General features: G+C 72.0%; 23 protein-coding genes. 13 read left to right on the top strand and 10 right to left on the bottom strand.

All coding sequences use genetic code 11. From position 1 onward, the window contains the following. The first annotated feature begins 77 nt into the window (after nt 1-77). The gene (locus ACT1U9_RS26795) at nt 78-1,418 is read left to right on the top strand and encodes a hemolysin family protein (protein WP_444535177.1); all 1,341 of its coding nucleotides are present in this window, start codon (nt 78-80) and stop codon (nt 1,416-1,418) included. Next, entirely contained in the window at nt 1,415-2,491 is a 1,077-nt protein-coding gene (locus ACT1U9_RS26800) for a hemolysin family protein (RefSeq protein ID WP_444535178.1), read from the top strand. The genes ACT1U9_RS26795 and ACT1U9_RS26800 overlap by 4 nt, the downstream gene beginning before the upstream one ends. 291 nt (nt 2,492-2,782) lie before the next feature. Here ACT1U9_RS26800 and ACT1U9_RS26805 read toward each other — a convergent pair whose 3' ends face one another. Beyond that, entirely contained in the window at nt 2,783-4,678 is a 1,896-nt protein-coding gene (locus ACT1U9_RS26805; RefSeq protein WP_444539258.1) for an AAA family ATPase, read from the bottom strand. A 347-nt stretch (nt 4,679-5,025) separates the two neighbouring features. Next, the gene (locus tag ACT1U9_RS26810) at nt 5,026-5,655 is read right to left on the bottom strand and encodes a uridine kinase family protein (protein WP_444535179.1); all 630 of its coding nucleotides are present in this window, start codon (nt 5,653-5,655) and stop codon (nt 5,026-5,028) included. Nucleotides 5,656-5,831: 176 nt separating this feature from the next. On the opposite strand from ACT1U9_RS26810, the gene ACT1U9_RS26815 reads away from it, so the two are divergent. Then, on the top strand, nt 5,832-7,208 hold the full coding sequence (locus ACT1U9_RS26815; protein WP_444535180.1) for a peptidase C39 family protein: 1,377 nt from the start codon (nt 5,832-5,834) through the stop codon (nt 7,206-7,208). 118 nt (nt 7,209-7,326) lie between these two features. Beyond that, a complete protein-coding gene (locus ACT1U9_RS26820) occupies nt 7,327-7,491 on the top strand; it encodes an SCO1431 family membrane protein (protein WP_188275079.1) in 165 nt (54 codons plus the stop codon). Here ACT1U9_RS26820 and ACT1U9_RS26825 read toward each other — a convergent pair. The 3 genes from ACT1U9_RS26825 to ACT1U9_RS26835 are packed head-to-tail and all read right to left on the bottom strand — an operon-like array spanning nt 7,469 to nt 9,835. Continuing rightward, nucleotides 7,469-8,356, bottom strand: a complete 888-nt coding sequence (locus ACT1U9_RS26825; protein ID WP_444535181.1) for a hypothetical protein — start codon at nt 8,354-8,356, stop codon at nt 7,469-7,471. The genes ACT1U9_RS26820 and ACT1U9_RS26825 overlap by 23 nt on opposite strands. Nucleotides 8,357-8,375: 19 nt before the next feature. Continuing rightward, on the bottom strand, nt 8,376-9,296 hold the full coding sequence (locus ACT1U9_RS26830) for a DUF6114 domain-containing protein (RefSeq protein ID WP_444535182.1): 921 nt from the start codon (nt 9,294-9,296) through the stop codon (nt 8,376-8,378). Then, nucleotides 9,287-9,835, bottom strand: a complete 549-nt coding sequence (locus ACT1U9_RS26835) for a DUF6230 family protein (RefSeq protein ID WP_444539259.1) — start codon at nt 9,833-9,835, stop codon at nt 9,287-9,289. Before ACT1U9_RS26835 ends, ACT1U9_RS26830 begins: the two co-directional genes overlap by 10 nt. Nucleotides 9,836-10,003: 168 nt before the next feature. Between ACT1U9_RS26835 and ACT1U9_RS26840 the strand changes: the two genes are divergently transcribed. The 4 genes from ACT1U9_RS26840 (at nt 10,004) to ACT1U9_RS26855 (ending at nt 14,423) form a co-directional block, all read left to right on the top strand. Then, complete coding sequence (locus ACT1U9_RS26840; RefSeq protein ID WP_444535183.1) at nt 10,004-10,630, top strand: TetR/AcrR family transcriptional regulator; 627 nt, start codon at nt 10,004-10,006, stop codon at nt 10,628-10,630. A 266-nt stretch (nt 10,631-10,896) separates the two neighbouring features. After that, complete coding sequence (locus ACT1U9_RS26845) at nt 10,897-12,069, top strand: acyl-CoA dehydrogenase family protein (RefSeq protein ID WP_444535184.1); 1,173 nt, start codon at nt 10,897-10,899, stop codon at nt 12,067-12,069. A 99-nt stretch (nt 12,070-12,168) separates the two neighbouring features. Further along, a complete protein-coding gene (locus tag ACT1U9_RS26850; RefSeq protein WP_444535185.1) occupies nt 12,169-13,290 on the top strand; it encodes a hypothetical protein in 1,122 nt (373 codons plus the stop codon). A gap of 38 nt (nt 13,291-13,328) precedes the next feature. After that, nucleotides 13,329-14,423, top strand: a complete 1,095-nt coding sequence (locus tag ACT1U9_RS26855; RefSeq protein WP_444535186.1) for a phosphotransferase family protein — start codon at nt 13,329-13,331, stop codon at nt 14,421-14,423. Nucleotides 14,424-14,427: 4 nt separating this feature from the next. Here ACT1U9_RS26855 and ACT1U9_RS26860 read toward each other — a convergent pair whose 3' ends face one another. Then, nucleotides 14,428-14,856: a hypothetical protein gene (locus ACT1U9_RS26860; protein WP_444535187.1), complete on the bottom strand. Its 429-nt coding sequence runs from the start codon at nt 14,854-14,856 to the stop codon at nt 14,428-14,430. Nucleotides 14,857-15,058: 202 nt separating this feature from the next. On the opposite strand from ACT1U9_RS26860, the gene ACT1U9_RS26865 reads away from it, so the two are divergent. The 4 genes from ACT1U9_RS26865 to fxsA all read left to right on the top strand — a co-directional run bounded on the left by ACT1U9_RS26865 (nt 15,059) and on the right by fxsA (nt 19,056). Next, the gene (locus ACT1U9_RS26865; RefSeq protein ID WP_361428293.1) at nt 15,059-15,499 is read left to right on the top strand and encodes an Lrp/AsnC family transcriptional regulator; all 441 of its coding nucleotides are present in this window, start codon (nt 15,059-15,061) and stop codon (nt 15,497-15,499) included. A gap of 9 nt (nt 15,500-15,508) precedes the next feature. Continuing rightward, nucleotides 15,509-17,188, top strand: coding sequence for an amidohydrolase (locus tag ACT1U9_RS26870; RefSeq protein WP_444535188.1), 1,680 nt, complete (start codon nt 15,509-15,511; stop codon nt 17,186-17,188). A gap of 414 nt (nt 17,189-17,602) precedes the next feature. After that, nucleotides 17,603-18,370, top strand: a complete 768-nt coding sequence (locus ACT1U9_RS26875) for a polyprenol monophosphomannose synthase (RefSeq protein ID WP_444535189.1) — start codon at nt 17,603-17,605, stop codon at nt 18,368-18,370. 101 nt (nt 18,371-18,471) lie between these two features. After that, a complete protein-coding gene (fxsA, locus tag ACT1U9_RS26880; RefSeq protein ID WP_444535190.1) occupies nt 18,472-19,056 on the top strand; it encodes an FxsA family membrane protein in 585 nt (194 codons plus the stop codon). A gap of 174 nt (nt 19,057-19,230) precedes the next feature. On the opposite strand, the gene ACT1U9_RS26885 is transcribed toward fxsA, so the two are convergent. From ACT1U9_RS26885 to yczE, 4 genes are all read right to left on the bottom strand, one after another. Beyond that, nucleotides 19,231-19,605 carry an RNA polymerase-binding protein RbpA gene (locus tag ACT1U9_RS26885; RefSeq protein ID WP_067155573.1) on the bottom strand — a complete coding sequence of 125 codons (375 nt, stop codon included), beginning with the start codon at nt 19,603-19,605 and terminating at the stop codon, nt 19,231-19,233. A gap of 254 nt (nt 19,606-19,859) precedes the next feature. Then, a complete protein-coding gene (locus ACT1U9_RS26890; protein WP_444539260.1) occupies nt 19,860-21,209 on the bottom strand; it encodes an MFS transporter in 1,350 nt (449 codons plus the stop codon). 58 nt (nt 21,210-21,267) lie between these two features. Further along, complete coding sequence (locus ACT1U9_RS26895) at nt 21,268-22,032, bottom strand: glycerophosphodiester phosphodiesterase (RefSeq protein WP_444535191.1); 765 nt, start codon at nt 22,030-22,032, stop codon at nt 21,268-21,270. Further along, nucleotides 22,029-22,781 (bottom strand): membrane protein YczE, encoded by a 753-nt coding sequence (yczE, locus tag ACT1U9_RS26900; protein WP_444535192.1) that lies wholly within the window; start codon nt 22,779-22,781, stop codon nt 22,029-22,031. The genes ACT1U9_RS26895 and yczE overlap by 4 nt, the downstream gene beginning before the upstream one ends. On the opposite strand from yczE, the gene ACT1U9_RS26905 reads away from it, so the two are divergent. Then, a complete protein-coding gene (locus tag ACT1U9_RS26905; RefSeq protein WP_444535193.1) occupies nt 22,780-24,276 on the top strand; it encodes an SCO1417 family MocR-like transcription factor in 1,497 nt (498 codons plus the stop codon). The genes yczE and ACT1U9_RS26905 overlap by 2 nt on opposite strands. Nucleotides 24,277-24,281: the final 5 nt, after the last annotated feature.

Genomic DNA, 24,281 nt, shown 5'->3' on the forward strand with positions numbered 1-24,281 from the left:
CCCGAGGAGTGACTCCCTCCAGCAATGGACGGATCGTCCGGTAGTACCTGCGCCGCCCCCTCGTACGAGGCGGCGGCATGACCATCCCGCTTCTGCTGCTCGCCGCGGCATTCCTTCTGATCCTCGCCAACGGCTTCTTCGTGGCCGCCGAGTTCGGCCTGGTCACGGTCGAACGGCCGGACGCCGAGCAGGCCGCCGCCGACGGCGACCGCCGCGCCGGCACCGTGGTCAACGCCCTGCGCGAGCTCTCCTTCCAGCTCTCGGGCACCCAGCTCGGCATCACCATCACCTCGCTCGTCGTCGGCATGCTCGCCGAGCCCGCGCTCGCCGGACTGCTCGACGGGCCGCTCGCCGCGACCGGACTGCCGGACGGCGTGGTGCCCGGGGTGAGCGTCGTCGTCGGCATGCTGCTCGCCTCCGCCGTCCAGATGGTGATCGGCGAACTGGTGCCGAAGAACTGGGCGGTCTCGCGGCCGCTCCAGGTCGCGCGCTTCGTCGCCGGCCCGCAGAGCCGTTTCTCCCGTCTCTTCCGGCCGGTGATCTCCCTGCTCAACACCGTCGCCAACCGTCTCGTACGGGCGCTCGGCGTGGAGCCCGCCGACGAGCTGGCCTCCGCCCGCACCCCCGGCGAACTGGTCTCCCTGGCCCGCCACTCGGCGCGCGCCGGGGCGATCGAGCAGGACACGGCCGACCTGTTCGTCCGTACGCTCGCGCTCGGCCGACTGACGGCCGAGAACGTGATGACGCCGCGCGTGAAGGTCAGCGCGCTGCAGACGTCCGCGACCGCCGCCGACGTCCTCAACCTCACCCGGGCCACGGGTCTGTCCCGCTTCCCCGTCTACCGGGAGCGGATCGACGAGGTGGTCGGCATGGTCCACCTCAAGGACGCGCTCGCGGTCCCGCCGCAGGACCGGCTGCGCACCCCGGCCGCGCGGATCGCCGTGCCGCCGCTGCTGGTTCCGGAGACGCTGCCGGTGCAGCAGCTCCTTGAGCGGCTGCGCAGCGAGCAGCCGATAGCCGTCGTCGTCGACGAGTACGGCGGCACGGCCGGGGTCGTCACCCTGGAGGACATCGTCGAGGAGCTCGTCGGCGAGGTGCGCGACGAGCACGACGCCGAGGGCGAGACCCCGCCCGAACTCGCCGTGGTGGCCGGCGAGGACGGCCGCCAGGCGTGGGAGGCCGACGGCAGCTGCCGGGTGCTGACCCTGCGGCGCATAGGTCTGGACGCGCCGGACGGCCCGTACGAGACCGTGGCCGGACTCGTCGCCGATCTCCTGGGCCGCATCCCCGTCCCCGGTGACCGCGCCGAACTGCCCGGCTGGCGGATCCAGGTCCGCCAGGTCGAGCGGTACCGGGCGGAGCGGGTGCGGTTCGTGCGTACGGCCGACGTCAAGAGTGTGGCGGAGGCCGTGCGATGAGCTTGCTGCAACTCCTGTTCGCCCTGCTTCTCGTGCTGGCGAACGGCTTCTTCGTAGGGGCCGAGTTCGCCCTCGTCTCCGTGCGCCGCAGCCAGATCGAACCGCTCGCCGCGACGTCTGCGCGGGCCCGGCAGGTGCTGCACGGTCTGGAGAATCTGCCGCGCATGATGGCGGCGGCCCAATTCGGCATCACCGTCTGCTCGTTGACGCTCGGCGCGGTGGCCGAGCCCACGGTGGCCAAGCTCCTGGAGCCGGTGTTCCACGCGGCGCAGGTCCCCGACGGTCTGGTCCATCCGCTGGGTTACGCGATCGCGCTGGCGCTCGTCGTCTTCCTGCACCTCGTCATCGGCGAGATGGTCCCCAAGAACCTGGCCATGGCGGCGCCCGAGAAGACCGCGCTCTGGTTCAGCCCGGGTCTGGTCGCCTTCGCCCGGGTCTGCCGTCCGGTGACGGTGGCGCTCGGCGCGTGCGCGCGTCTGGTGCTGCGGGCGTTCCGGGTGGAGCCGAAGGACGAGGTGGAGGCCGTGTTCACCAGCGAGCAGCTGAACCGTCTGGTGGAGGACTCCGGTCAGGCGGGTCTGCTCGGCCCGCAGGAGCAGGAGCGTCTGGAGGACGCGCTGGAGCTGGGCAGCCGTCCGGTGACGGATGTGCTCCTGGACCGGGGGTCGCTGGTCACGGTCGGGTGCTCGGTCACGCCGCGGGAGGTGGAGGAGCTGACGGTCCGTACGGGGTACTCGCGCTTCCCGGTGTGTGCGGAGAGCGGTGCCTTCATGGGGTTCCTGCACGTCAAGGACGTACTGGACCTGGAGGACCGGGAGCGCGCGGTGCCGCAGCACGTGTGGCGGCCGCTGGCCACGCTGCGGGCGGAGCTGCCGTTGGATGACGCGCTCACGGTGATGCGGCGGGCTGCGGCGCACCTTGCGCAGGTGGCGGATGCGTCGGGGCGGGTCCTTGGTCTGGTGGCCCTGGAGGACGTCCTGGAGATGCTGGTCGGAGAGGTCCGCGACCCGTCCCACCGGATGTTCCCGATCCAGCCGAGGAAGGACCCGGCGGAACAGGCGCTGGCGGGCTGACCGGGGGTTTTGCCCCACCCCACCCCTTCCCTGAACCCTGCCGGGGGCGGGGAGGGGGAAGGGGGTTCTCCCGGGGGCGGGCCCCCGGACCCCTGGGCGGGGCCTGCGGCCCCTGCGGCCCCTGCACCCCGGACCCCGTTTGTCTGCGGATCGTGCTGGGTTGCTCGCGCAGTTCCCCGCGCCCCTAGGCAGTCAGGGGCGCGGGGAACTGCGCGCTCAGCCCCCACCGGCCGGCAGCCGACGAACCCGGCCGCCCGCCAAGGGCTTTCGGGGAGGGGCGGGGTGGGGCCACTACAGCGGGTCCACCGGGCCGCCGCGGCCCGACAGTACCTCCCCGTACGCCTGCATCAGGTCCGGGAGGCGGAGGGTCGACAGGTCGTCGCGGCCCGGGGTCGTCGGGTACATCGACAGGCGTAGGTCACGGTACGCGCAGCTCTTCTCGTACAGGGTGCGCAGGAAGCGGCCGTTGCCCAGCTCGTCGATCCACCCCTGGTCGACCACGTGCCCGCTGATCGAGCGCAGCTCGTCAAGGGCTTCCTCGTCCCACACATCCCCGTTCTCCGCCGCCAGCACCTCACCGATCGCGGTCAGTTCGAGCGGACGGTAGGAAGGGAAGTCCACGCGGGTGGTGAAGCGGGACGACAGGCCGGGGTTGGCGGCGAGGAGGCGGTCCATCCCCTCGGGGTAGCCCGCGAGGATCACCACCAGGTGGTCGCGGTTGTCCTCGGCCCGCTTCAGGAGCACCTGAAGCGCCTCGTCGCCGTACGCGTCGCCCTTGCTGTAGCCGGAGTTGGACAGGCTGTACGCTTCGTCCACGAAGAGCACGCCACCGAGCGCCGAGTCGATCAGGTCGTTCGCCTTGACTGCCGTCTGGCCCAGGAACTCGCCCACCAGATCGGCCCGTTGAGCCTCCACCAGATGGTCGCCGCCGAGCAGGCCGAGGGCGTAGAACACCCGGCCCAGAATGCGCGCGACCGTGGTCTTGCCGGTGCCGGAGGGGCCGGAGAAGACAAAGTGACGTTTCGGCGGCTGTACGGGCAGACCCTGCCGGACCCGTAGCCGTGCCATGTTGAGCTGCGCCGACAGCGCCTTCACCTGGCGCTTGACCGGTTCAAGGCCCACCATCCGCTCCAGCTCGGCAAGGGCCTGGGCGAGCAGTGTCGAGTCCGTCGGGCCGGTCGGGACCGGCGGCGGCCCGGCCTGTGCCGGGATGCCCGGCTTCTCCCGTACACCGTCGGGGCGGGGCGGCACCCCGGCCGGACCCCCGAGCGGCACCCGCACCTCGCGGCCCTCCGGCGGTTCGAGCCCCGGCGCCGCCTCGCTCTCGACCGGGCCGCCGTCGGCGATGCTGTCCTGGCCGAGCCCTGCCAGCGAGACGGCCGCGAGATCGGCCGGGTCGTCGGGGCCGTACGCGCCGTCGAGGCCGTCCGACTCGGTGATCGCGGCCAGCCGCGCCGACGTGTCCATGAACGCCGGGTCGACCCGGTGCACAGCCCGGTACAGCGGCAGCGCGGCGGCCGAGCGGCCGGTGCCCTCATGGGCCCGGGCCAGCCAGTACCGCAGCTCCTTGCGCTGCGGCTGTTCGCTGCGGCAGCGCATCAGGGCCGCCGAGAGCAGCGGCTCGGCCTGCCCGAACATCTCAAGCCGTACCCGCGCCATCCCGCCGAAGAGCCCGGCCTCGATCCCCAGCAGCGGATCACCGAGCAACGGCTCGGTGTGGCGCACCAGTTGGTCCCAGTCCTTGACGAGATAGGCGCGGCACGCGTGCAGGAAGCGGACCTGGGGGTCGGCGTCGACCGGCGGCAGACCGGCCAGTGCGCGGTCCAGTTCGGGCACATGGCGCCCGTCCAGCCAGTGCGAGGCGTGCGCGAGCAGCAGATCGCGCGGGCTCTCCAGGACCGGCTGGACCCACCAGCCCAGCCAGTACCAGGAGTTGAGGGTCCGTCGGTGCCGGGCGCGCTGTTCGCCGAAACGTTCTCGATGGCGGTACATGCGCAGCAGCGCCGTGGTGGTGTCCACCCGCAGCGCATGCAGTCCCAGCCAGCCGTCCACCATCCCCGGGTCCATCCGCACCGCGGTCCGGAACTCCTCCTCGGCCTGCGGATACGCGCCCATGGTGTACGCGTCGATGCCCCGCAGCCAGGCGAGATCGGCCGGGGCGTGCGAGCCCTGCGTGCCGAAGTCCATCACGTCCCCCACCACCGTGCCCCCGTGCTGAACCGCCAATTCACAGAAGGGAATTGACGGGAATTGACCGCACCAGGTGCATCGTACCCGCGAGGGGGCCCCGGACCGAAGGGTGCGGAGAGGGGAGCGGCAGCACGACGTGGCCGGTGACCGAGGGTGAGCGAAAAGCGTCGACGCGGTGCGATCAAGACGCTGGAATGGCAGAACGAAGCCCCCGATCACGGGGGAACAACCGGGGGCTTCGCGTCTGCGGCGGCTCCGGAAAGCCGCACATTCAGAACGTAAGACCTGTACGGCCCTTGGGTCAAGCGGAGTTGAGCCTCTGGGAGGGGCGGTTTTACGACGGTTCAGCGGGGTGGGGGGAGGTCATCACGGTCCGTGACGGAACGGTGTGCGGTGGGTGCGGAATCGCGCCTCTGGTGCCACTCATACCCCACCTGACCCTGACGTACCAGCACATCGGCATACGGACGGGATGGATCCGCGGTGAAATGGCGCATCTCCGCCGCCGTCCACTCGTCCCAGAAGCCGGAAAGAGCCGTTCCGTCCCTTCGGCGTCCGCGTTCCCAGGACGCCTCGGCGGCCATTTCCATCCACACGAGCAGCGCCAGCCACGGCCGCACCGCCCGCCGGCCCGCCCCCACGCCCTCGATGATCACCACCGGCGCGGGCTCCAGGGCGGCGGGCTCCCCGAAGCGGCGCACATTCCAGTCGTATACGGCGAGCCGCCCGGCCTCCCCTCGTGCGTAGGGGTCGAGCACCTGCTCGCGCAGCCGATGCGTCCAGGCGAAGAACTCCTCGTGCGTGGCGAGGTCGTCCAGATGCACCACCGGCGCCCCGCCGAGCGCCGCCGCGAGCCGCGCGGCGAAGGTCGACTTGCCGGAACCCGCGTGGCCGTCGACACCGATCAGCCGGACCGGCCCGCAGGAGGGAGCCGAGGCGCGCACCAGGGCCGCGATCGCGTCGAGTTCTGCCATGCCCTCCACCCTAGATCCCTGGATCCACATCGGCGCCGCAGGTCACGCCAGTGGTCCAGACCCATATTGGTGGTGCGGCGCGGTGCGCGTCACTGGCAGAAGTCGGCCGGGACCCGCGATAGTTGGCCCACTGTCGTGCGCCCACCGCCCCATCCTTCCGACTGGGGGTCCCGATCATGACCAGTTCCACCCCGCGCAGAACCGTCCTGGCCGCCGCGCTGGCGGCGGCCGCGGGCACGGCCGTCCCGGCCTCGGCGGCCGCCGCCCCGCAGGCCGCGCGGCCCGCCGCGAGCCGCCCCTCGAAAGGCATCCCCTCGCTGGTGGACAACCGCGCCTGGACCTCGTACCCCGACTGGCGCTCCGGTGAGGAGGAGGGCGCGCGGGCCGTGCCGGGCCGCCGTCCCGGCCTGGTCATCGCCCGCCCGGCGGGCCGCACCGACTACACCGACCCGCACACCAAGAAGACGGCCACCTGGGAGTACGCCACCTGGACCTCGCCGGTGCACCGCTCGGCCGTCCCGGCCACCGAGGTCATCGCGCACTGGAACGCGCACACCCCGGCCGGCACCTGGCTCCAGGTCGAGCTGCTCGGCACGTACTCCGACTCCACCGCGACCCCCGCGTACGTCATGGGCCGCTGGACGGCGGGTGACAGCGACGCCGACATCCGGCGGACCTCGGTGGACGGCCAGAGCGACGGCAAGAGCACGATCTACACGGACACGTTCTCCATCGACAACGCGGCGAGCGGGCTGCGCCTGGCCGCCTACCGGCTGCGCCTCACCCTCTACCGCACCCCCGGCACCCGCCTCACCCCGACGGTGTGGCGGCTCGGCGCGATGGCCTCGGACATCCCGGACCGCTTCACCGTGCCCGCCTCCACCCCGACGCACGCGGGCGAGCTGATCGTGCCGCGCTACTCGCAGGAGATCCACAAGGGCCAGTACCCGCAGTACGACAACGGCGGCGAGGCCTGGTGCAGCCCCACCTCCTCGCAGATGATCATCGAGTACTGGGGCCGCAAGCCCACCCCGGCCGACCTCGCCTGGGTCGACCCCTCCTTCGCCGACCCCCAGGTCTGCCAGGCGGCCCGGTTCACGTACGACTACCAGTACCAGGGCTGCGGCAACTGGCCGTTCAACGCCGCGTACGCCACGACGTACCGCGACATGAGCGCCGTCGTGACGCGGCTCGGCTCGCTGAACGACCTGGAGAGGCTGATCCGGGCGGGCGTCGCCGCCATAACGTCGCAGTCGTTCCTCAAGACCGAGCTCACCGGCGCCGGTTACGGCACCTCCGGCCATCTGATGACGGTCATCGGCTTTACGCCGGGCGGCGACGTGATCGCCAACGACCCGGCCTCGCCGAACGACCCGGCCGTGCGCCGTGTCTATCTGCGGCGCGAGTGGGAGAACATCTGGCTGCGGACCAAGCGGTACAACGCGAGCGGCAAGGTCGTCTCGGGCACCGGCGGCGTCTGTTATCTGTACTGGCCCGCGCACCCCGGCGAGCACATCCGCAGGGCGCTCGCCTCGGTGGGCGTACGGACCTGAGCTGGGAGTGCGGCCCCGGGGGCGTGACCAACGTCTCTACCGCCGGGGCCGCATCCGCTGGCACTCTGAGACGGTCACCCGGGGGGACCGTCCGCTCTCGACGACCGAGTGAGTTCCCATGACCCTGCACGCGACCACCGCCGACGACCCGCGCGCCCTGGCCGAGCTGAGGGCCCGTACCGGCGGCCCCCAGGACGACGGCCCCCGCCTCCTTGAGCACGTGCTCGGCTGGACCCTCGTCGTCGTGCTCGCGATGCTGGTCACCCAGGTCGGGCTGCTGTGACCTGGAGGCCGGCCTTCCAGTGCCGGCCCGGGACGCCCACCAGGCCGTAGAGCCGGCGCACCGGCGAGCGCCGGGTGAGCAGGGTCACACCCGCGAGCACCGCGAAGACGGGCAGGCCCACCGCCCATCCCGTCAGATGTACGAGAAGGCTCGCGCCCAGCGCGCCCGCGAACGGCAGGCCGTAGACCCCGGCGGCCGCGATGCCCACGGCCACCACCCGGGGCACCTTGCGGTCCTCGTCGGCGCCCGGCAGCTGCCAGCCCTCGATCAGCCAGCCGATCTCGGTCAGGAACAGGGTGCCGAGCACCGCCGAGCCGAGGACGAGCAGCGCGAGGAACGTCCCCGAGGTCGCGAAGCGCAGCACATTGTTGACCACGCTGTCCTGCGGCCAGTCGGCATAGGCACGCACGCTCGTGGTGAGCGTTCTGCGGTAGCCGTTGCCGTCCCAGCCGTGGATCAGCGTCCCGAACAGCAGGAAGTGCCCGCCGACGCTCTGGAGGTAGGCCCAGTAGCCCGCGCCGACCAGGACCAGGAGCTGGGCCGCGAGGAATCCGAGCAGGGTGGCGACGACGATGCCGCCCGCGTAGAAGAGCACGAACCCCGCCCATAGGTCACCGTGGTCGGCGGCCACCTGCATGGTCGCCCAGGACGGGTTGTGCCACATCATGAACAGTCCGCTCGGGACGAGCAGCACCGCCGCGTACAGCAGGGTGAGTGCGAGATACGGGTTGGCGGCGCGGCTGCGGGTGCGGACCCCTTCGCCGTACACCGAGCGCTCCCACCACTGGAGCTGGCGGCCCGCCGAGACGGCGAAGGCCGCGCCCGTTCCGTACGCCCAGAAGAGGGCCGCCTGGATCTGGATCATCGCGCCTCCTCTCCGTTTCCTATGACGCCGCCAGCTTGAGCGCGCCCGCGACGATCAAGTCCGAGGTGACCAGGGCCTGTTCGGCGCGCACGTTCGTCATGAAGACGAAGGGCGGTACGACCGGCGGCACCGGCAGCTTGTCCGGGGTGAAGGTGAGGCAGAGGACGCCTTCCAGGCAGCCGCTGAACTTGGTCAGGTAGAGCGTCACATCGCCACTGAGGTCCAACGAGTCGGCGCCCAGGGCGAGTTCGTCATGGCCGTCGTGGGTGCTCAGGCGGTAGTCGGTGAGTGAGGCCGAGTTCATCTTCAGGACCATCACCTTGACCGGGCCGCCCGCGCTCGGCACCGTGCGCACCCCGGCGAGCAGGAAGCCGTTCGGTGCGAACAGGGTCGTGGTCACCGTCGGCGTGACGCGCGGCACCTCGACCGTGCCGGGCGCGGGCGACTGGCGTGCGGTGGCCGGGGCGCCGAGGGTCATCAGCAGCGCCACCGGCAGCGCGGCCGCGAGCGTACGTGTGCCGCGCGCCTCCACCGCGTCCGGTATCTCCGGCTCGCGCACCGGCGTCCACGCGAACCCCATGGCGCTGCCGATGATGCCGAGCCCCATCCCGACCAGGAACCCGCCCAGGTTGGTCGCGACGAACGAGAGTACCGACAGGAGCAGCGCGTTGATCGACACATAGTGCCGGGTGTGCGGCAGGAACCACAGGAAGAGTCCGGCGACGATCAGCGCGAGCCCGATGCCGATGGCCGCGATCCCGCCGAGCCCCAGGCTGACCAGGATCGTCAGCGGGGACAGCGGCACAAGCAGCAGTTCCGCGCCGCCGAGGATCAGCAGCAGCCCGGCCCAGAAGGGGCGGGTGCGGCGCCAGCGTCGGGCGAGGCGGCGGGCGTCCGGCAGCGGCAGCCGCCTCTCCAGCCACCCCTCGCTCAGAAGCACTGCTTCCCGCCGATGCTCACAGCGACCCGCATGCCCTTCAGCCGGAAGTTCCCGCCGGTCGCGGACCAGGCGTGCGAGCGCACCCCGGCGACCTCGATGTCCCCGGCCTGGAGGCCGAACTTCCCCTTCTCGCCGTGGACGCCGGGCACCTGGTCGAGCGCCGAGGCGTCCCGGCCGATCTCGGCGGTGCCGAAGCGGGCGTCCCCGACCAGGTCCTCGCCGTCGATGACCAGATTGCTCGCGGTCACCTCGCCCGCGTCGCCGCCCGCCGTCAGCTTGAACACGACCGTGCCGAGCGGGGTCTTGACCTGGGCGGACTGGCAGATGTCACTGAGTTTGGCGTCACCGATGCCGAGCAGCGCCACCGGGTGGCCCTTGCCGTCGACGGATCTGTCGGTCTGTACGTACGAGGCGAGGCCCTGGCTGGTCAGCTTCCCCGACGACACCTGGAAGCTGGTGCCGGAGACCGCGAACGAGGCGGCGAGCGCGCCCTCGGCCATCACATTCGCCATGATCCCGACGGCGAGAACCGCCGGCATCGCGACGAGCGCGGTCTTCTTCCAGGCGGTTCTACCCTCGGCCAACGGCCGCCTGTCTGCCCTCACTTGATCCTCCCGTACGTCCGTCGTCCAGCGGTGCAGGGGGAGTGCGTGCGCAGGTCTGCCATACTGCGGAGATCCTGTGGCAGTTGGAGACTAGGGCCGAATTTGAATAATAGTCAACAGCGAGGCGCGACCGAGAGATCCCAGGTCCGTCGCTCCGAACTCATCGCAACGGGCCGGAAGTTGTTCGCCGACACCTCGTACGACGCCTTGTCGATGGACGACATCGCCAAGCACGCGGGGGTCGCCAAGGGCCTGATCTACTACTACTTCAAAAGTAAACGCGGCTATTACCTGGCCATCGTCGAGGACTCGGTGGCCGACCTGGTCGCCCGGGCCGCGAGCGACACCGAGCTGCCGCGCGCGGACCGCGTCCGGCGCACGATGGAGGGGTATCTGCTCTACGCCGAGCACCATCAGGCCGCGTACCGGACGATCGTCACCGGCGGCGTCGGCTTCGACGCCGAGGTGCAGGCGATACGCGACGCCGTGCGCGCGGAGCTGATCGCCACCATCGCCGAGGGCGCCTACGGCAGACGGGACATCCCCGTGGTCGCGCGGCTCGCGCTGCTCGGCTGGATGGGGTGTGTGGAGAGCGTGACCTTGGAGTGGCTGGGATCCCTTGAGCCCGCTCGCGAGACCGTGCGGGAGCTGCTGGTGCGGATGCTGCGGCAGACACTGGACACGATCGGAGAGTTCGAGCCCACCTGCCCGTCGCCCGAGCCGGGCTAGCCACGGCGGGGACGGGGCGGCCGGGCCACCCGGCCGGTCGCCCCGTGGGACTCGCCGTTCCCCCGTTCGGCCCATGCTCAACCGTGATCTTGGACCCCGTGACGGGACGCGTCCGATCGGGCATACTCACAGCGCCACGGCCACCAACCTGCGGCTTCCGTGATCCGGGAGGGTAGGTATCGGCTGATCGGCAGAGTCACCCGGCGGCGCCGCCACACCCTGCGCGCGCGACCGCCGAAGCGCCCGACAGGGAGGAGAGCGCCGCCATGCCCGACCGCGCCCCGCAGCCGGTGGACCGACAGCTGCCCACCGAGGAGGCCCGCGACCTCGTCGCGCTCGTACGCGACATAGTCCAGCGGGAGATCGCTCCGCACGCCGCCGAGCAGGAGGACGCCGGTGCCTTTCCGCGCGAGGTCTTCTCGCTGCTCTCCGAGTCCGGGCTGCTCGGTCTCCCGTACGACTCCGAGTTCGGCGGCGGGGACCAGCCGTACGAGGTGTACCTCCAGGTCCTCGAAGAGCTCGCCGCCGCGCGGCTGACCGTCGGCCTCGGCGTCAGCGTGCACTCGCTGGCCTGCCACGCGCTGGCGGGTTACGGCACCAAGCAGCAGCAGGCCGACCATCTGCCCGCCATGCTCGGCGGCGGCCTGCTCGGCGCCTACTGCCTCTCCGAGCCGTCCTCCGGCTCCGACGCGGCCTCGCTGCGCACCAAAGCCGTCAGAGACGGCGACGACTGGGTGATCACCGGCACCAAGGCCTGGATCACGCACGGCGGCATCGCCGACTTCTACACCGTGCTCGCCCGCACCGGCGCCGAGGGCTCCAAGGGCATCACGGCCTTCCTGGTCCCCGGCGACGCCGAGGGCCTGACGGCCGCCGCGCCCGAGAAGAAGATGGGCATGAAGGGCTCGCCCACCGCCCAGCTGCACTTCGACGGCGTACGGGTGCCGGACAGCCGCCGCATCGGTGAGGAGGGCCAGGGCTTCGCGATCGCGCTCTCCGCGCTCGACTCGGGCCGCCTCGGGATCGCCGCCTGCGCCGTCGGCGTCGCCCAGGCCGCCCTCGACGAGGCGCTGTCGTACGCGACCGGACGGCAGCAGTTCGGCCGGCCGATCGCCGACTTCCAGGGCCTGCGGTTCATGCTCGCGGACATGGCCACCCAGATCGAGGCGGGCCGGGCGCTGTATCTGGCGGCGGCGCGGCTGCGCGACGCCGGACGGCCGTTCTCGCGGCAGGCCGCGATGGCCAAGCTGTTCTGCACGGACGCGGCGATGAAGGTCACCACCGACGCCGTCCAGGTGCTCGGCGGCTACGGCTACACCGCCGACTTCCCGGTCGAGCGCCTGATGCGCGAGGCCAAGGTCCTCCAGATCGTCGAGGGCACCAACCAGATCCAGCGCATGGTCATCGCCCGCCACCTCGCGGGGCCCGAGACCCGCTGACGCCCCAGGGACCGGTCGGCATGGGTCGACCGGTCCAAGGGGCTGGATTTTCACGGCTTCTGACGTACCGTCACCTTCCTGTCGTCCAGGAGGTTTGCCGTGTCCCAGGACCGTCCGATCGCACTCGACGAATACCCGATCCACCAGGTCCCGCTCTCGCTGAAACACGTCGCCACCGGCGACCGCAACGCCTACGACCGCTGCATCTTCCACGTCTTCGACCACCACGGCCGCGCCCTGCTGATCGCCGGGCTCGGCGTCTACCCCAACACCGGGGTCATCGACGCCTACGCGACCTTGCGCCTGGGCGAGCGGCTGCACGCCGTACGCGCCTCGGACGCGCTCGGCGACGACCGGATGGACCTCTCGGTCGGCCCGCTGCGCATCACCGTCGACGAGCCGCTGCGCCGCCTCACCCTGCACTGCGCGGCCGATCCGGCCGACCCGGACTCGCTCTCGTACGAGATCACCTGGCAGGCCGGCTTCCCGGCCGTGTGGGAGCCGCACCACGTCCAGCGCCGGGGCGACCGGCTCACCCTGGAAGGGCGGCGGTTCGTGCAGGCGGGCCGCTGCGACGGGGTGATCCGGGTCGGGGGCGAGGAGATACCCGTCGCCTCGGGGAAGTGGACCGGCACCCGGGACCGCAGCTGGGGGGTGCGGCCGATCCCGGGCGAGGAGGCGGGGCGGGGCGAGGAGTACCGGCCCGAGGGGTTCCACTGGCTCTGGGTCCCGGTCCGCTTCGACGACCGCTTCCTGATGGTGATCACCCAGGAGGACGCCGACGGCTACCGCGCCCTCAACGAGGCCGTACTCGTCCGCGACGGCCACCCCGACGCCCAACTCGGCTGGCCCCGGGCCGACATCGCGTACCGCCCGGGCACCCGCCACCCCGAACGCGCGGCCGTCCATCTCACCGACGCCGCCGGCAAGCCCCTCGAACTCGGCGTCGAGGTCCTCACCTCGTCCCCGCTCGCGGTCGGCGCCGGATATCCGCCCGCCGACGACTGGCAGCACGGCACCTGGCAGGGCCGGGCCTGGACCGACCGGCGGGTCTACGACCTCTCCGACCCGGCCGCCCACCCCATGGCGGCCTACGGAGTCACCGACCACGCCGCCCGCTTCACGCTGGAGGGGCGGACCGGCTACGGCATCTTCGAGCACGGCAGCTTCGGCCGCCACGACCCCAGCGGCTTCACGGACTTCACGTCCGTCGCGCCCTGAGCCCGTACGGTCCCGCCCTCCCCGAGAAGGGAAACGCCATGGCCACGGCGCCACGCCCCCGCACCACCACGCGCGACCCCGACGCGCTCGGCCGCAGGCTCACCGGCTGGCTCGACGCCAAACTGCCCGGAGCCAAGGTCATCGACGTCCATGTCCCGTCCTCCAACGGCATGTCGAGCGAGACCCTGCTCTTCGGGCTCGACCACCCGCGTGCGCCGGTGCGCGGCTGCGCCCTGCGGCTGGCCGCCGACCCGGCCGCGTACACCGTCTTCCCCGTCTACGACATGGCCCGCCAGCACCGGGTGATGCGGCTGGTCGCCGAACACAGTGATGTCCCGGTGCCGAGGGTGCTGTGGCTGGAAGAGGACCCCACGGCGCTGGGTGCGCCGTTCTTCGTGATGGAGCGCGCGGAGGGGCGCGTGCCGCCCGACGTCATGCCGTACACGTACGAGGGGAACTGGCTGCACTCCGCGAGCGACGCCGAGCGGGCGCGCCTCCAGGACGCCACGGTCGATGTCCTCGCCCGGCTGCACGACCAGATCCCGGCGGAGGCGGCCGCCTTCCTGCTCCCGGAGGGCGACGGCTCACCACTGCGACGTCATGTCGCCTCTCAACGGGCGTACTACGCATGGGTAGTTGAGGGATTGTCCGGATCCCCGCTCATCGAGTCCGCCTTCTCCTGGCTCGACGCACACTGGCCCGTCGACGAGGGCCCCGCAGTGCTCTGCTGGGGCGACGCGCGGATCGGGAACATCGTCTACGACGGCTTCGAGCCCGCGGCCGTACTCGACTGGGAGATGGCGGCGTTCGGCCCGCGCGAGCTCGACCTCGGCTGGACCGTCTATCTGCACCGCTTCTTCCAGGATCTGACGGTGAGTTTCGGCCAGTCGGGGCTGCCGGACTTCCTGCGGCGCGCCGACATCGAGGCGCGCTACGCCGAGCTGACCGGGCACACCCCGCGCGCGATGGAGTTCCACACGCTCTACGCCGCGCTGCGGCACGCGATCGTGATGCTCAGGATCGCCTACCGCCAGCTGCACTTCGGCGAGGTCCGGGTCCCCGAGGACCCGGACGCACTGATCCTGCACCGGGCGAGCCTGGAGGCGATGGTGCGCGGAACGTACTGGGAGTGAGGTGTCAGGCGGCGCGCCGCATCCCCGGGACGCGCAGCGGGCGCGAGCCCGGGCCGCCGACGTGGGAGAACGGCTGGGTGCGCCAGTCCAAGCTCTGGGGGAGCGTCAGGAGCAGCGCGGTGTCCTGCTCCTGCACGTCCAGGGAGGTGTCCGCGGGCCGGCTCTGCGCGGCGGCGCGGCCGGTCCCGGCGCACACGGTGAGGACGAAGGGGTTCCACGGGCTCGGGCACAGCGCGTGCTCCGGCAGGACGGTCTCGTCCGCAAGCAGCGCGATCGGCTGCGCGCAGTCCGGGCAGATCACCCGGTACATCTCGAAGGTGTCGTAGGCGTCCGCCGTCACCTCGTCGTCGAGGTCGTCCTCGACGGTGGGATCGACGGGCTCCGGACCGGTGCGTTCATCCGACACACGTCCGCCGCGCTTCATGTTCTGCATTGGGTTCTCCCCCTCGGGTGGGCCGGCTTGGTGCCGTCGCCGCGACCACAGCAAGCAATTCCCGCCATGCCCCCGCCGTAACCGCCCGACCCCGCCGCAGCCCCTCACAGCCCTGTGGTATTCGTCACATGCCGCCCGCAGGTGCCCCTTCCGGTTGTCGCCGACTGTGCCGGAGGGGACCTGGGGGAATAGGTTGATCCGTATGGAGGAGCTGGACCGTCAGATCGTGGATCTGCTCGTCAAGGACGGGCGGATGAGCTACACCGACCTGGGCAAGGCCACGGGCCTGTCCACCTCGGCGGTGCACCAGCGGGTACGCCGCCTGGAGCAGCGCGGAGTCATCCGCGGCTACGCGGCCGTCGTCGACCCGGAGGCGGTGGGGCTGCCGCTGACCGCGTTCATCTCGGTCAAGCCGTTCGACCCGAGCGCGCCCGACGACATCGCGGACCGCCTGGCGGGCGTGCCGGAACTGGAGGCGTGCCACAGCGTCGCGGGCGACGAGAACTACATCCTCAAGGTGCGCGTCGCGACCCCCCTGGAGCTGGAGCACCTGCTCACCCGCATCCGCACCCTGGCCGGAGTCTCCACCCGGACGACCGTGGTTCTCTCGACCCCGTACGAGGCACGGCCGCCGCGTATCTAGGCTGTTCCCATGAGTTCCGAGAGCGCCGCCGCCCTGCCGGCCCGAACCGTCGCCCCGCTGCCCGACCGTGAGGGCGAACACCGCACCGTGCTGCTGCGCGGCGGGGACGTCCACAGCCCGGCCGATCCGTTCGCCACCGCCATGGTCGTCGAGCGCGGGCATGTCGCCTGGGTCGGCTCGGAGGGCGCGGCCGACGCCTTCGCGTCCGGCGTCGACGAGGTGATCGACCTCGAAGGGGCCCTGGTCACCCCGGCGTTCACCGACGCGCATGTGCACACCACGGCCACCGGCCTGGCGCTCACGGGCCTGGACCTGTCGTCGGCCCGCACCCGCACCGAGGCACTGGCGGCGGTACGGGCGTACGCCGTCTCGCGGCCCGACGACGACGTACTGCTCGGCCACGGCTGGGACTCCGCGCGCTGGCCCGAGCAGACGCCGCCCAGCCGCGCCGAGCTCGACGAGGCCACCGGCGGGCGCCCGCTGTACCTGCCGCGCATCGACGTCCACTCGGCCGTCGCCAGCACCGCGCTGCTCGACCGCGTCCCGGGCGTCACCGCCCTCGACGGCTTCCACCCGGACGCCCCGCTGACCGCCGCCGCCCACCACGCGGTACGGGCCGCGGCGCACGCCGCCGTCACCCCGCGCCAGCGCGAGGAGGCGCAGCGGGCCGCGCTGGCCCGGGCGGCCTCGCTCGGCATCGGCACCGTCCACGAGTGCGGCGGCCCCGAGATCTCCGACGAGGACGACTTCACCGCGCTCCTGAAGCTCGCCCGGGACGAGGCGGGCCCTCGCGTCTTCGGCTACTGGGCCGACCGCGTCACCGGCCCCAAGGACGCCGACCGTATCCGGGAACTCGGCGCGATCGGCGCGGCCGGCGACCTGTTCGTCGACGGCGCCCTCGGCTCGCACACCGCCTGCCTGCACACCCAGTACGCGGACGCCGCCCACACCGGCACCGCCCACCTGGACGCGGCCGACGTGGCCGCCCATGTGGCCGCCTGCACCGAGGCGGGGCTCCAGGCCGGGTTCCACGCCATCGGGGACGCGGCCGTCACCGCCGTCGTCGAGGGCGTGCGCGCGGCCGCCGCGAAGGTGGGCCTGGCGCGCGTGCGGGCCGCCCGGCACCGCGTCGAGCACGCCGAGATGCTCACCCCCGAGACGGTCGCCGCCTTCGCCGAGCTCGGCCTCACCGCCTCCGTACAGCCCGCCTTCGACGCGCTGTGGGGCGGCGAGGACGGCATGTACGCCCAGCGCCTGGGCGCCGAGCGGGCCCGCACCCTCAACCCGTACGCAGCCCTGCTGCGTGCCGGGGTGCCGCTCGCCTTCGGCTCCGACTCGCCGGTCACCCCGCTCGACCCCTGGGGCACCGTGCGCGCGGCGGCCTTCCACCGCACCCCCGAGCACCGCGTCTCGGTCCGCGCCGCTTTCACCGCCCACACCCGGGGCGGCTGGCGCGCGGTCGGCCGGGACGACGCGGGCACCCTGGTCCCGGGCGCGCCCGCCGACTACGCGGTGTGGCGCACGGACGAGCTCGTGGTGCAGGCGCCCGACGACCGGGTGGCGCGCTGGTCGACCGACCCGCGCTCGGGCACCCCGGGTCTGCCGGACCTCACGCCGGGCGCGGAGCTGCCCGTCTGTCTGCGCACGGTGGTGTTCGGACAAACGGTCTTCGTCCGGCCGAACGAGTGACGTAAGGGCGATTCGTACGGCCGACAGGCTGCCCTCCCGGCGCCGTCGCCACCTGCGGATCCTCCGTACTGACCTGGGGGTTTCCCTCGACACCGCAGGTCGCACGACTGTTGACAGGAAGCGGCCACCGGCCGGTAGGTTCGGCCGGGTCCACCACAGGACGTCCGGTCGGCAGAAGGTTTCTGCCGCTCGGGGGATCCCCCCTGCTCCCCCGGGAGCGCGGGGGAGGGTGCGACCCGGATGGGGCCCGGACGTTCAGTAGACAACGGCTCCAGTTCGACCCGCAGCCAGCGGGTCCCAGGCCGGCCCGAAGGGCGCCGGGCCCCCATTCCGACACCCCGGGACCTCGCGGTGCACCGCCACCCGGACCGCTCGCTATGGTGGTGCCCTGCGTACGGACAATAAGGGGCAGCAGTGAACGACGGCGGTCAGAGGCGATACGGCCCGCTCGGCAGAGCCTTGGTGATCATCCCGACCTACAACGAGGCGGAGAACATCAAGCCGATCGTCTCCCGCGTCAGAGAGTCGGTCCCCGAGGCCCACGTCCTGATCGCCGACGACAACAGCCCCGACGGCACCGGCAAGATCGCCGACGAGCTGGCCGGCACGGATGATCACGTCCACGTCCTCCACCGCAAGGGCAAGGAGGGCCTGGGCGCCGCCTACCTCGCGGGCTTCCGCTGGGGCCTGGACAAGGGCTACGGCGTCCTCGTGGAGATGGACGCCGACGGCTCGCACCAGCCCGAGGAGCTGCCCCGGCTGCTCACCGCGCTCAAGGGCGCCGACCTGGTCCTCGGCTCGCGCTGGGTGCCGGGCGGCCGGGTGGTGAACTGGCCCAAGTCCCGCGAGTTCCTCTCGCGCGGCGGCTCCACGTACTCCCGGCTGCTCCTGGGCGTCCCGATCCGCGACGTCACCGGCGGCTTCCGGGCCTTCCGGCGCGAGACGCTTGAGGGCCTCGGGCTCGACGAGGTCGCCTCGCAGGGCTACTGCTTCCAGGTCGACCTGGCCCGCCGGGCCGTCGCGGCCGGGTACCACGTGGTCGAGGTGCCGATCACCTTCATGGAGCGCGAGTACGGCGACTCCAAGATGAGCAACGACATCGTCGTCGAGGCGCTGTGGCGGGTCACCGCGTGGGGCGTCGGCTCCCGCGCCAACAAGCTCCTGGGCCGCAAGCCTTCCTGACCCCGGGCTGCGAGCCCACCGGGCGCCTGCGGGGGCTTTGATCCCCGGGCCCTCATCCCCCCTTTACGCCGTCCTGTCATGCTCCCAGGCACACTGGGAGCATGATGACCGGCACACCGCCCCCGACCGCGCCCAAGCGGTCCCGCGCCCGCACCCTGGTCCCGCTGGGGATCGCCGCCTGGCTCCTCGTGGAGATCTGGCTGCTGATGATGGTGGCGAGCGCCGCCGGCGGCCTGACGGTCCTCGCCCTGCTGGTCGGCGGCGCCGTGCTCGGCGGATACGTGATCAAGCGGGCCGGGCGCCGCGCCTTCAGCAGCCTCACCGAGCAGCTCCAGCAGCAGCAGTTCGGGGCGCCGGGCCCCGGGCCGCGCGGCGCGAGCGAGGGCAACGCGCTCACCATGCTGGGCGGCCTGCTCCTGATCGTGCCTGGCCTGATGTCCGATGTGCTGGGGCTGCTCTGCCTGGTCCCGCCGGTGCGCAAGGCGGTCGGCCGGTTCGCCGAGCGCTCGCTGGAGAAGCGGATGCGCATGGCCGCTCCCGGAAGCCTCGGCGACGCTTTCACGCAGGCCCGTATTCACCAGCCGGACGGCAAGGTGGTGCAGGGTGAGGTGATCCGCGAGGACGCCGGCCCCGCGTCCCCCGGCGACCGCCACGACCAGGGCTCCCGCCCGCCGCTGACACCCTGAGACACGTACGTCGGCCGACGCTCTGAAACACGTCGGCCGACGGCCCCGGGAGCACGTCGGCCGACGGGCCCGGGAGCACGTCGGCCGACGGCCTCAGAAAAACGCTGAGGGCCGACCACACCGAAACGGTGTGGCCGGCCCTCAACTCACAGGTCCGCCGGAGCGCTTGCGCGCCTACGCGGACTTACGGCTGTCGCGCGGATGCACGGCAATGTTCATCGCGCCGGAACGGAGAACCTCCAGCCTCTCGGCCAGAACCTCCTCCAGCTCCTCACGCGTGCGCCGCTCCATGAGCATGTCCCAGTGCGTACGCGCGGGCTTGCCCTTCTTCTCCTCGGGACCTTCGCCGTCCACCAGGAGTGCCATGGCGCCACACGCCTTGCACTCCCACTCCGGCGGGATGTCCGCCTCCACCGAGAACGGCATCTCGAATCGATGTCCGTTCTCGCATGCGTACTCCACCGCCTGGCGCGGGGCCAGATCGATGCCGCGGTCGGTCTCGTAGCTGGTCACCACGAGGCGCGTGCCGCGAAGAGCTCGCTCACTCATGAATCGTGCCTCCCGGGCTTGTCGCCCACAGGACAGGTGTCGCTGTCGTCGTCATCCGGTCAACGTCCGGTCGGCGTTAAAGATTCCCGTTGTGGGTCATGTGTCGCCGTCGTGCCGCCCCTTGTTGTACCCACCAGTGCCCGGTTTGTCACATCTGGCAGCAGATGTCACCCAGCGTCTTCACTACTTGAGCACGCAGTAACGGTCCGCCTGGCAGGCCAAAGGCGTACACTACCGGCCTTTCACTTCAACGTCTAAATCCGCGCCGGAACGGGGTTCCCGGCGGCCTCGATGGCGGCCCGCACCGGCACCCGGGCGAGCAGGACGAAACCGACGCCGAAGAACAGTACGAGAGAGATGATCGCATCCCGGTAGCTCCCGGTCAGCTGGTACGCGAGGCCGAACACCAGTGGCCCCAGCCAGCTCAGTCCACGGTCGCTCATCTCGTAGGCCGAGAAGTATTCGGCCTCCTTGCCGCTGGGCACCAGGTGTGAGAAAAGCGACCGCGACAGCGCCTGGCTGCCGCCGAGCACGGTCCCGATGGCTCCCGCCAGAAGGAAGAAGAGCACGGGGGAGTGCGCGGGCAGGAAGAAGCCGGTGCCCAGGATGACCGCCCACACCGCGAGCGAGCCCATGATCGTGCGCTTGGCGCCGTACGTCTGGGCGAGGCGGCCCATCCCGAGCGCCCCCGCCACCGCGAGCACCTGCACCAGCAGCACCGCGACGATCAGCGTGTTCTGGCCGAGCCCCAGCTCCTCGGAGCCGTAGAGAGAGGCCTGCGAGATCACCGTCTGCACGCCGTCGTTGTAGATCAGATACGCGAAGAGGAAGGCCAGCGTCAGCGGACGCGCGCGCATGTCGCGCAGCGTCGAGATCAGCTGCCGCCACCCGGCGCCGACCCGGCCCTCGGCAGGCGTGTGCCCGGCGGGCACGCCCCGGTCGCGCAGCGTCCGCAGCGGTACGAGCGTGAAGGCGCCCCACCACAGCCCCGCCGAGGCGAGACAGATCCGTACGGCCGCGCCCTCGGAGAGCCCGAAGCTGTCGTGACCCGAGTAGAGGATCAGGTTGAGTACCAGGACGGAGGCGCCGGCCGTGTAGCCGAAGGCCCAGCCGCGCGAGGAGACCTGGTCGCGCTCCTCGGGCCCGGCGATCTGCGGCAGATAGGCGTTGTAGAGCACCATCGAGACCGAGAGCGAGGCATTGGCGACGATCAGCAGCACCGCGCCGAGCAGATAGCGGTGGCCGTCGAGGAAGAACATGCCCGTGGTCGCGGCGGCCCCGGTGTACGCGGCCGCCGCGAGCAGCGGCTTCTTGCGGCCCGTACGGTCCGCGGCGGCGCCCACCACCGGCATCAGCACCACGGCGAGGATCACCGAGGCCGACACCGCGTACGCGAACAGCGATCCGGCGCGGACCGGGACGCCCAGCGGGTGGACGAAGCCGTCCGCGTCGGCGGCGTCCTTGGCGATCGCGGTGAGATACGGACCGAGGAACACGGTCAGTACGGTCGTGGAGTAGACCGAGCACGCGAAGTCGTAGAAGTACCAGCCGCGTTGCTCGCGGCGGCGGTCGGTGTCCGGCGCCGCCTCGGCGGCCCGGCCCATGGTCTCGGCGGTCAAGCCCGCGCCCTCTCACTTGTCCCCGTCGGGCGCGCGCGGGGTGTCAGAACCCGACTCCCCGGTCGGTCAGTACCGTGCGCAGCGTCTCCAGATGATCGGTCATGATGCCATCGACTCCGAGATCCAGGAGTTTCGTCATCCGATCGGGATCATTGATTGTCCATACGTGTACCTGCAGGCCCAGGGCGTGCGCGGTCCGTACGAAGCGCCGGTCGACCACCTTGATCCCGTTCTGGGACTCGGGCACCTGCGCGCACACCGCGCCCCGCCGCAGCGGCGCGGGCACTCCGAAGGAGCGCAGCCGCAGGGCGGTCACCCCTCGTACCCCGTACGAGGTCGCCAGGCGCGGGCCCGCCAGCTCCTGTGCACGGGCGACCCGCGCCTCCGAGAAGGAGCCCACGCACACCCGGTCCCAGGAGTCGGTCCGGCGGATCAGCTCGATCAGCGGGACGAGCGCGGACCCGGCCTTCAGGTCGACGTTCCAGCGGGCGTCCGGGAACGCGTCGAGCAGGTCCTCGAAGAGCGGCAGCGGCTCGCGGCCCGCCACCCGTGCCTGGCTCACCTCGGCCCACGGCAGATCGGCGATCCTGCCGACCGCGTCGGTCACCCGGTCCAGGGTGGCGTCGTGGAAGGCGACGAGGCGGCCGTCGACCGTGGTGTGCACATCGGTCTCGAAGTAGCGGAAACCGGCCGCCGCCGCCCGTGCGAAGGCGGCGGCGGTGTTCTCGATGCCGTCCGCCGCCCCGCCCCGGTGGGCGAAGGGGATCGGCGTCGGGTGGTCAAGGTAGGGGTGGCGTACGCGAGTCACCCGGGCAGTATCGCCCGCTCCGGTGTCGGCGCCATGACGGCGACCGGTTCCGCGGGCTGCTCGGGGACGGCGAACAGGCGCAGGGAGAACTGGGCGAGCGGGCCGATGGCCAGGGCGTAGGCGACCGTGCCGACGCCGACCGTGCCGCCGAGCAGGAAGCCGGTCGCCACGACGACGACCTCGATCGAGGTACGCACCAGACGGATGGAGCCGCCCGTCGCCCGGTGCAGCCCGGTCATCAGACCGTCGCGCGGGCCGGGTCCGAACCGGGCCGCGATGTACAGACCGGTCGCGCCGCCGTTCAGGACGATGCCCGCGACCATCATGGAGATCTCGGCGGGCAGGCCGTGCATGTCCGGTACGAGGGACAGGGTGGCGTCCATCGAGAGGCCGATGGCGAACACATTGGAGACCGTGCCGAGGCCGGGCCGCTGCCGGATCGGGATCCAGAGCAGCAGGACGAGCGCGCCGATGATGATCGAGACGGTCCCCATGCTGAGCCCGGCGCGCTCGGCGACCCCCTGGTTCAGCACGCCCCACGGTTCGAGCCCGAGTCCGCTGCGCACCAGCAGCGCGGCGCTGATGCCGTACAGCGCCAGGCCGACGTAGAGCTGAAGCAGTCTCCGGGTGAGATGCGTGGACACGTGAATGCCCCCCTGTCTGGTGGTGGTGGACCGACTCGTGACACTCTGTGGCTGGGAAACCCATCCCAACCATGGCCAATTCGGGGAAGGTGGACTGACTTCCATGGCGCAGTGGACCTCGGCGGTCGGGCCGGCACAGCTCGCCCGTCAGCTCAACGCACAGCAGCCCCGCCCGGCGGGAGCGGGCACGCGCAAGCCGCCCGCCTACCGGGCACTCGCGGACGGGATCCGGCTCCTGGTCCTGGAAGGACGGGTTCCGGTGGCCGCGAGGCTGCCCGCCGAGCGCGAACTCGCGCTCGCGCTCTCGGTGAGCCGCACCACCGTCGCCGCCGCCTATGAGGCGCTGCGCTCGGAGGGGTTCCTGGAGTCCCGCCGGGGCGCGGGCAGCTGGACCGCGGTCCCGGCGGGCAATCCGCTGCCCGCGCGCGGCCTGGAACCGCTGCCGCCGGAGTCACTGGGCTCCATGATCGACCTGGGCTGCGCGGCGCTGCCCGCGCCCGAGCCGTGGCTGACCCGCGCGGTCCAGGGCGCCCTGGAGGAGCTGCCGCCGTACGCGCACACGCACGGCGACTACCCGGCCGGGCTGCCCGCGCTGCGCCAGATGCTCGCGGACCGCTACACCGCGCGCGGCATCCCGACGATGCCCGAGCAGATCATGGTCACCACCGGTGCTATGGGCGCCATCGACGCGATCTGCCATCTCTTCGCCGGGCGCGGCGAGCGGATCGCCGTCGAGTCGCCCTCGTACGCCAACATCCTCCAGCTGATGCGCGAGGCCGGGGCCCGTCTGGTGCCGGTCGCCATGGCCGAGGGGCTGCGCGGCTGGGACCTGCCCCGCTGGCGCCAGGTGCTGCGCGACTCCGCGCCCCGGCTCGCCTACGTCGTCGCCGACTTCCACAACCCGACCGGGGCGCTCGCCGACGAGGACCAGCGCCGCGCGCTCGTCGACGCGGCCCGCTCGGCCGGCACGGTGCTCGTCGTCGACGAGACCATGTCGGAGCTGTGGCTGGACGAGGTCGACATGCCGCGCCCGGTCTGCGCGTTCGACCCGGCGGGCTCGACCGTGCTGACCGTCGGCTCGGCGAGCAAGGCGTTCTGGGCGGGGATGCGCATCGGCTGGGTGCGCGCGGCCCCCGACGTCATCCGCTCCCTGGTCGCCGCCCGCGCCTACGCCGACCTGGGCACGCCCGTCCTGGAACAGCTCGCCGTCAACTGGCTGATGGCGACGGGCGGTTGGGAGCAGGCGGTCGACCTGCGCCGCACCCAGGCCCGGGAGAACCGTGACGCGCTGGTCGCGGCGGTGCGCCGGGAGCTGCCGGAGTGGGAGTTCGACGTGCCGGTGGGCGGCCTCACGCTCTGGGTGCGTACGGGAGGCGTGTCGGGCTCGCGCCTCGCGGAGGTGGGGGAGCGGGTCGGCGTACGCGTCCCGTCCGGCCCCCGGTTCGGCGTCGACGGTGCCTTCGAGGGGTATGTACGGCTGCCGTTCACGGTGAGCGGGCCGGTCGCCGACGAAGCGGCCGCGCGGCTCGCGGCGGCGGCGCGGCTGGTGGAGAAGGGCGCGAGCAACGGGGGCGAGTCGCCCCGTACGTTCGTGGCCTAGGCCCG

Origin of the sequence: Streptomyces sp. BR1 (assembly GCF_052373795.1) — a bacterium.
Lineage (GTDB): Bacteria > Actinomycetota > Actinomycetes > Streptomycetales > Streptomycetaceae > Streptomyces.

Coding starts and splice junctions, on each gene's coding strand:
- ACT1U9_RS26795 (WP_444535177.1), top strand. CDS start 78: ATGACCATCCCGCTTCTGCTGCTCGCCGCGGCATTCCTTCTGATCCTC.
- ACT1U9_RS26800 (WP_444535178.1), top strand. CDS start 1,415: ATGAGCTTGCTGCAACTCCTGTTCGCCCTGCTTCTCGTGCTGGCGAAC.
- ACT1U9_RS26805 (WP_444539258.1), bottom strand. CDS start 4,678: ATGGACTTCGGCACGCAGGGCTCGCACGCCCCGGCCGATCTCGCCTGG.
- ACT1U9_RS26810 (WP_444535179.1), bottom strand. CDS start 5,655: ATGGCAGAACTCGACGCGATCGCGGCCCTGGTGCGCGCCTCGGCTCCC.
- ACT1U9_RS26815 (WP_444535180.1), top strand. CDS start 5,832: ATGACCAGTTCCACCCCGCGCAGAACCGTCCTGGCCGCCGCGCTGGCG.
- ACT1U9_RS26820 (WP_188275079.1), top strand. CDS start 7,327: ATGACCCTGCACGCGACCACCGCCGACGACCCGCGCGCCCTGGCCGAG.
- ACT1U9_RS26825 (WP_444535181.1), bottom strand. CDS start 8,356: ATGATCCAGATCCAGGCGGCCCTCTTCTGGGCGTACGGAACGGGCGCG.
- ACT1U9_RS26835 (WP_444539259.1), bottom strand. CDS start 9,835: ATGCCGGCGGTTCTCGCCGTCGGGATCATGGCGAATGTGATGGCCGAG.
- ACT1U9_RS26845 (WP_444535184.1), top strand. CDS start 10,897: ATGCCCGACCGCGCCCCGCAGCCGGTGGACCGACAGCTGCCCACCGAG.
- ACT1U9_RS26855 (WP_444535186.1), top strand. CDS start 13,329: ATGGCCACGGCGCCACGCCCCCGCACCACCACGCGCGACCCCGACGCG.
- ACT1U9_RS26860 (WP_444535187.1), bottom strand. CDS start 14,856: ATGCAGAACATGAAGCGCGGCGGACGTGTGTCGGATGAACGCACCGGT.
- ACT1U9_RS26865 (WP_361428293.1), top strand. CDS start 15,059: ATGGAGGAGCTGGACCGTCAGATCGTGGATCTGCTCGTCAAGGACGGG.
- ACT1U9_RS26870 (WP_444535188.1), top strand. CDS start 15,509: ATGAGTTCCGAGAGCGCCGCCGCCCTGCCGGCCCGAACCGTCGCCCCG.
- fxsA (WP_444535190.1), top strand. CDS start 18,472: ATGATGACCGGCACACCGCCCCCGACCGCGCCCAAGCGGTCCCGCGCC.
- ACT1U9_RS26885 (WP_067155573.1), bottom strand. CDS start 19,605: ATGAGTGAGCGAGCTCTTCGCGGCACGCGCCTCGTGGTGACCAGCTAC.
- ACT1U9_RS26890 (WP_444539260.1), bottom strand. CDS start 21,209: ATGGGCCGGGCCGCCGAGGCGGCGCCGGACACCGACCGCCGCCGCGAG.
- ACT1U9_RS26905 (WP_444535193.1), top strand. CDS start 22,780: ATGGCGCAGTGGACCTCGGCGGTCGGGCCGGCACAGCTCGCCCGTCAG.
- yczE (WP_444535192.1), bottom strand. CDS start 22,781: ATGGAAGTCAGTCCACCTTCCCCGAATTGGCCATGGTTGGGATGGGTT.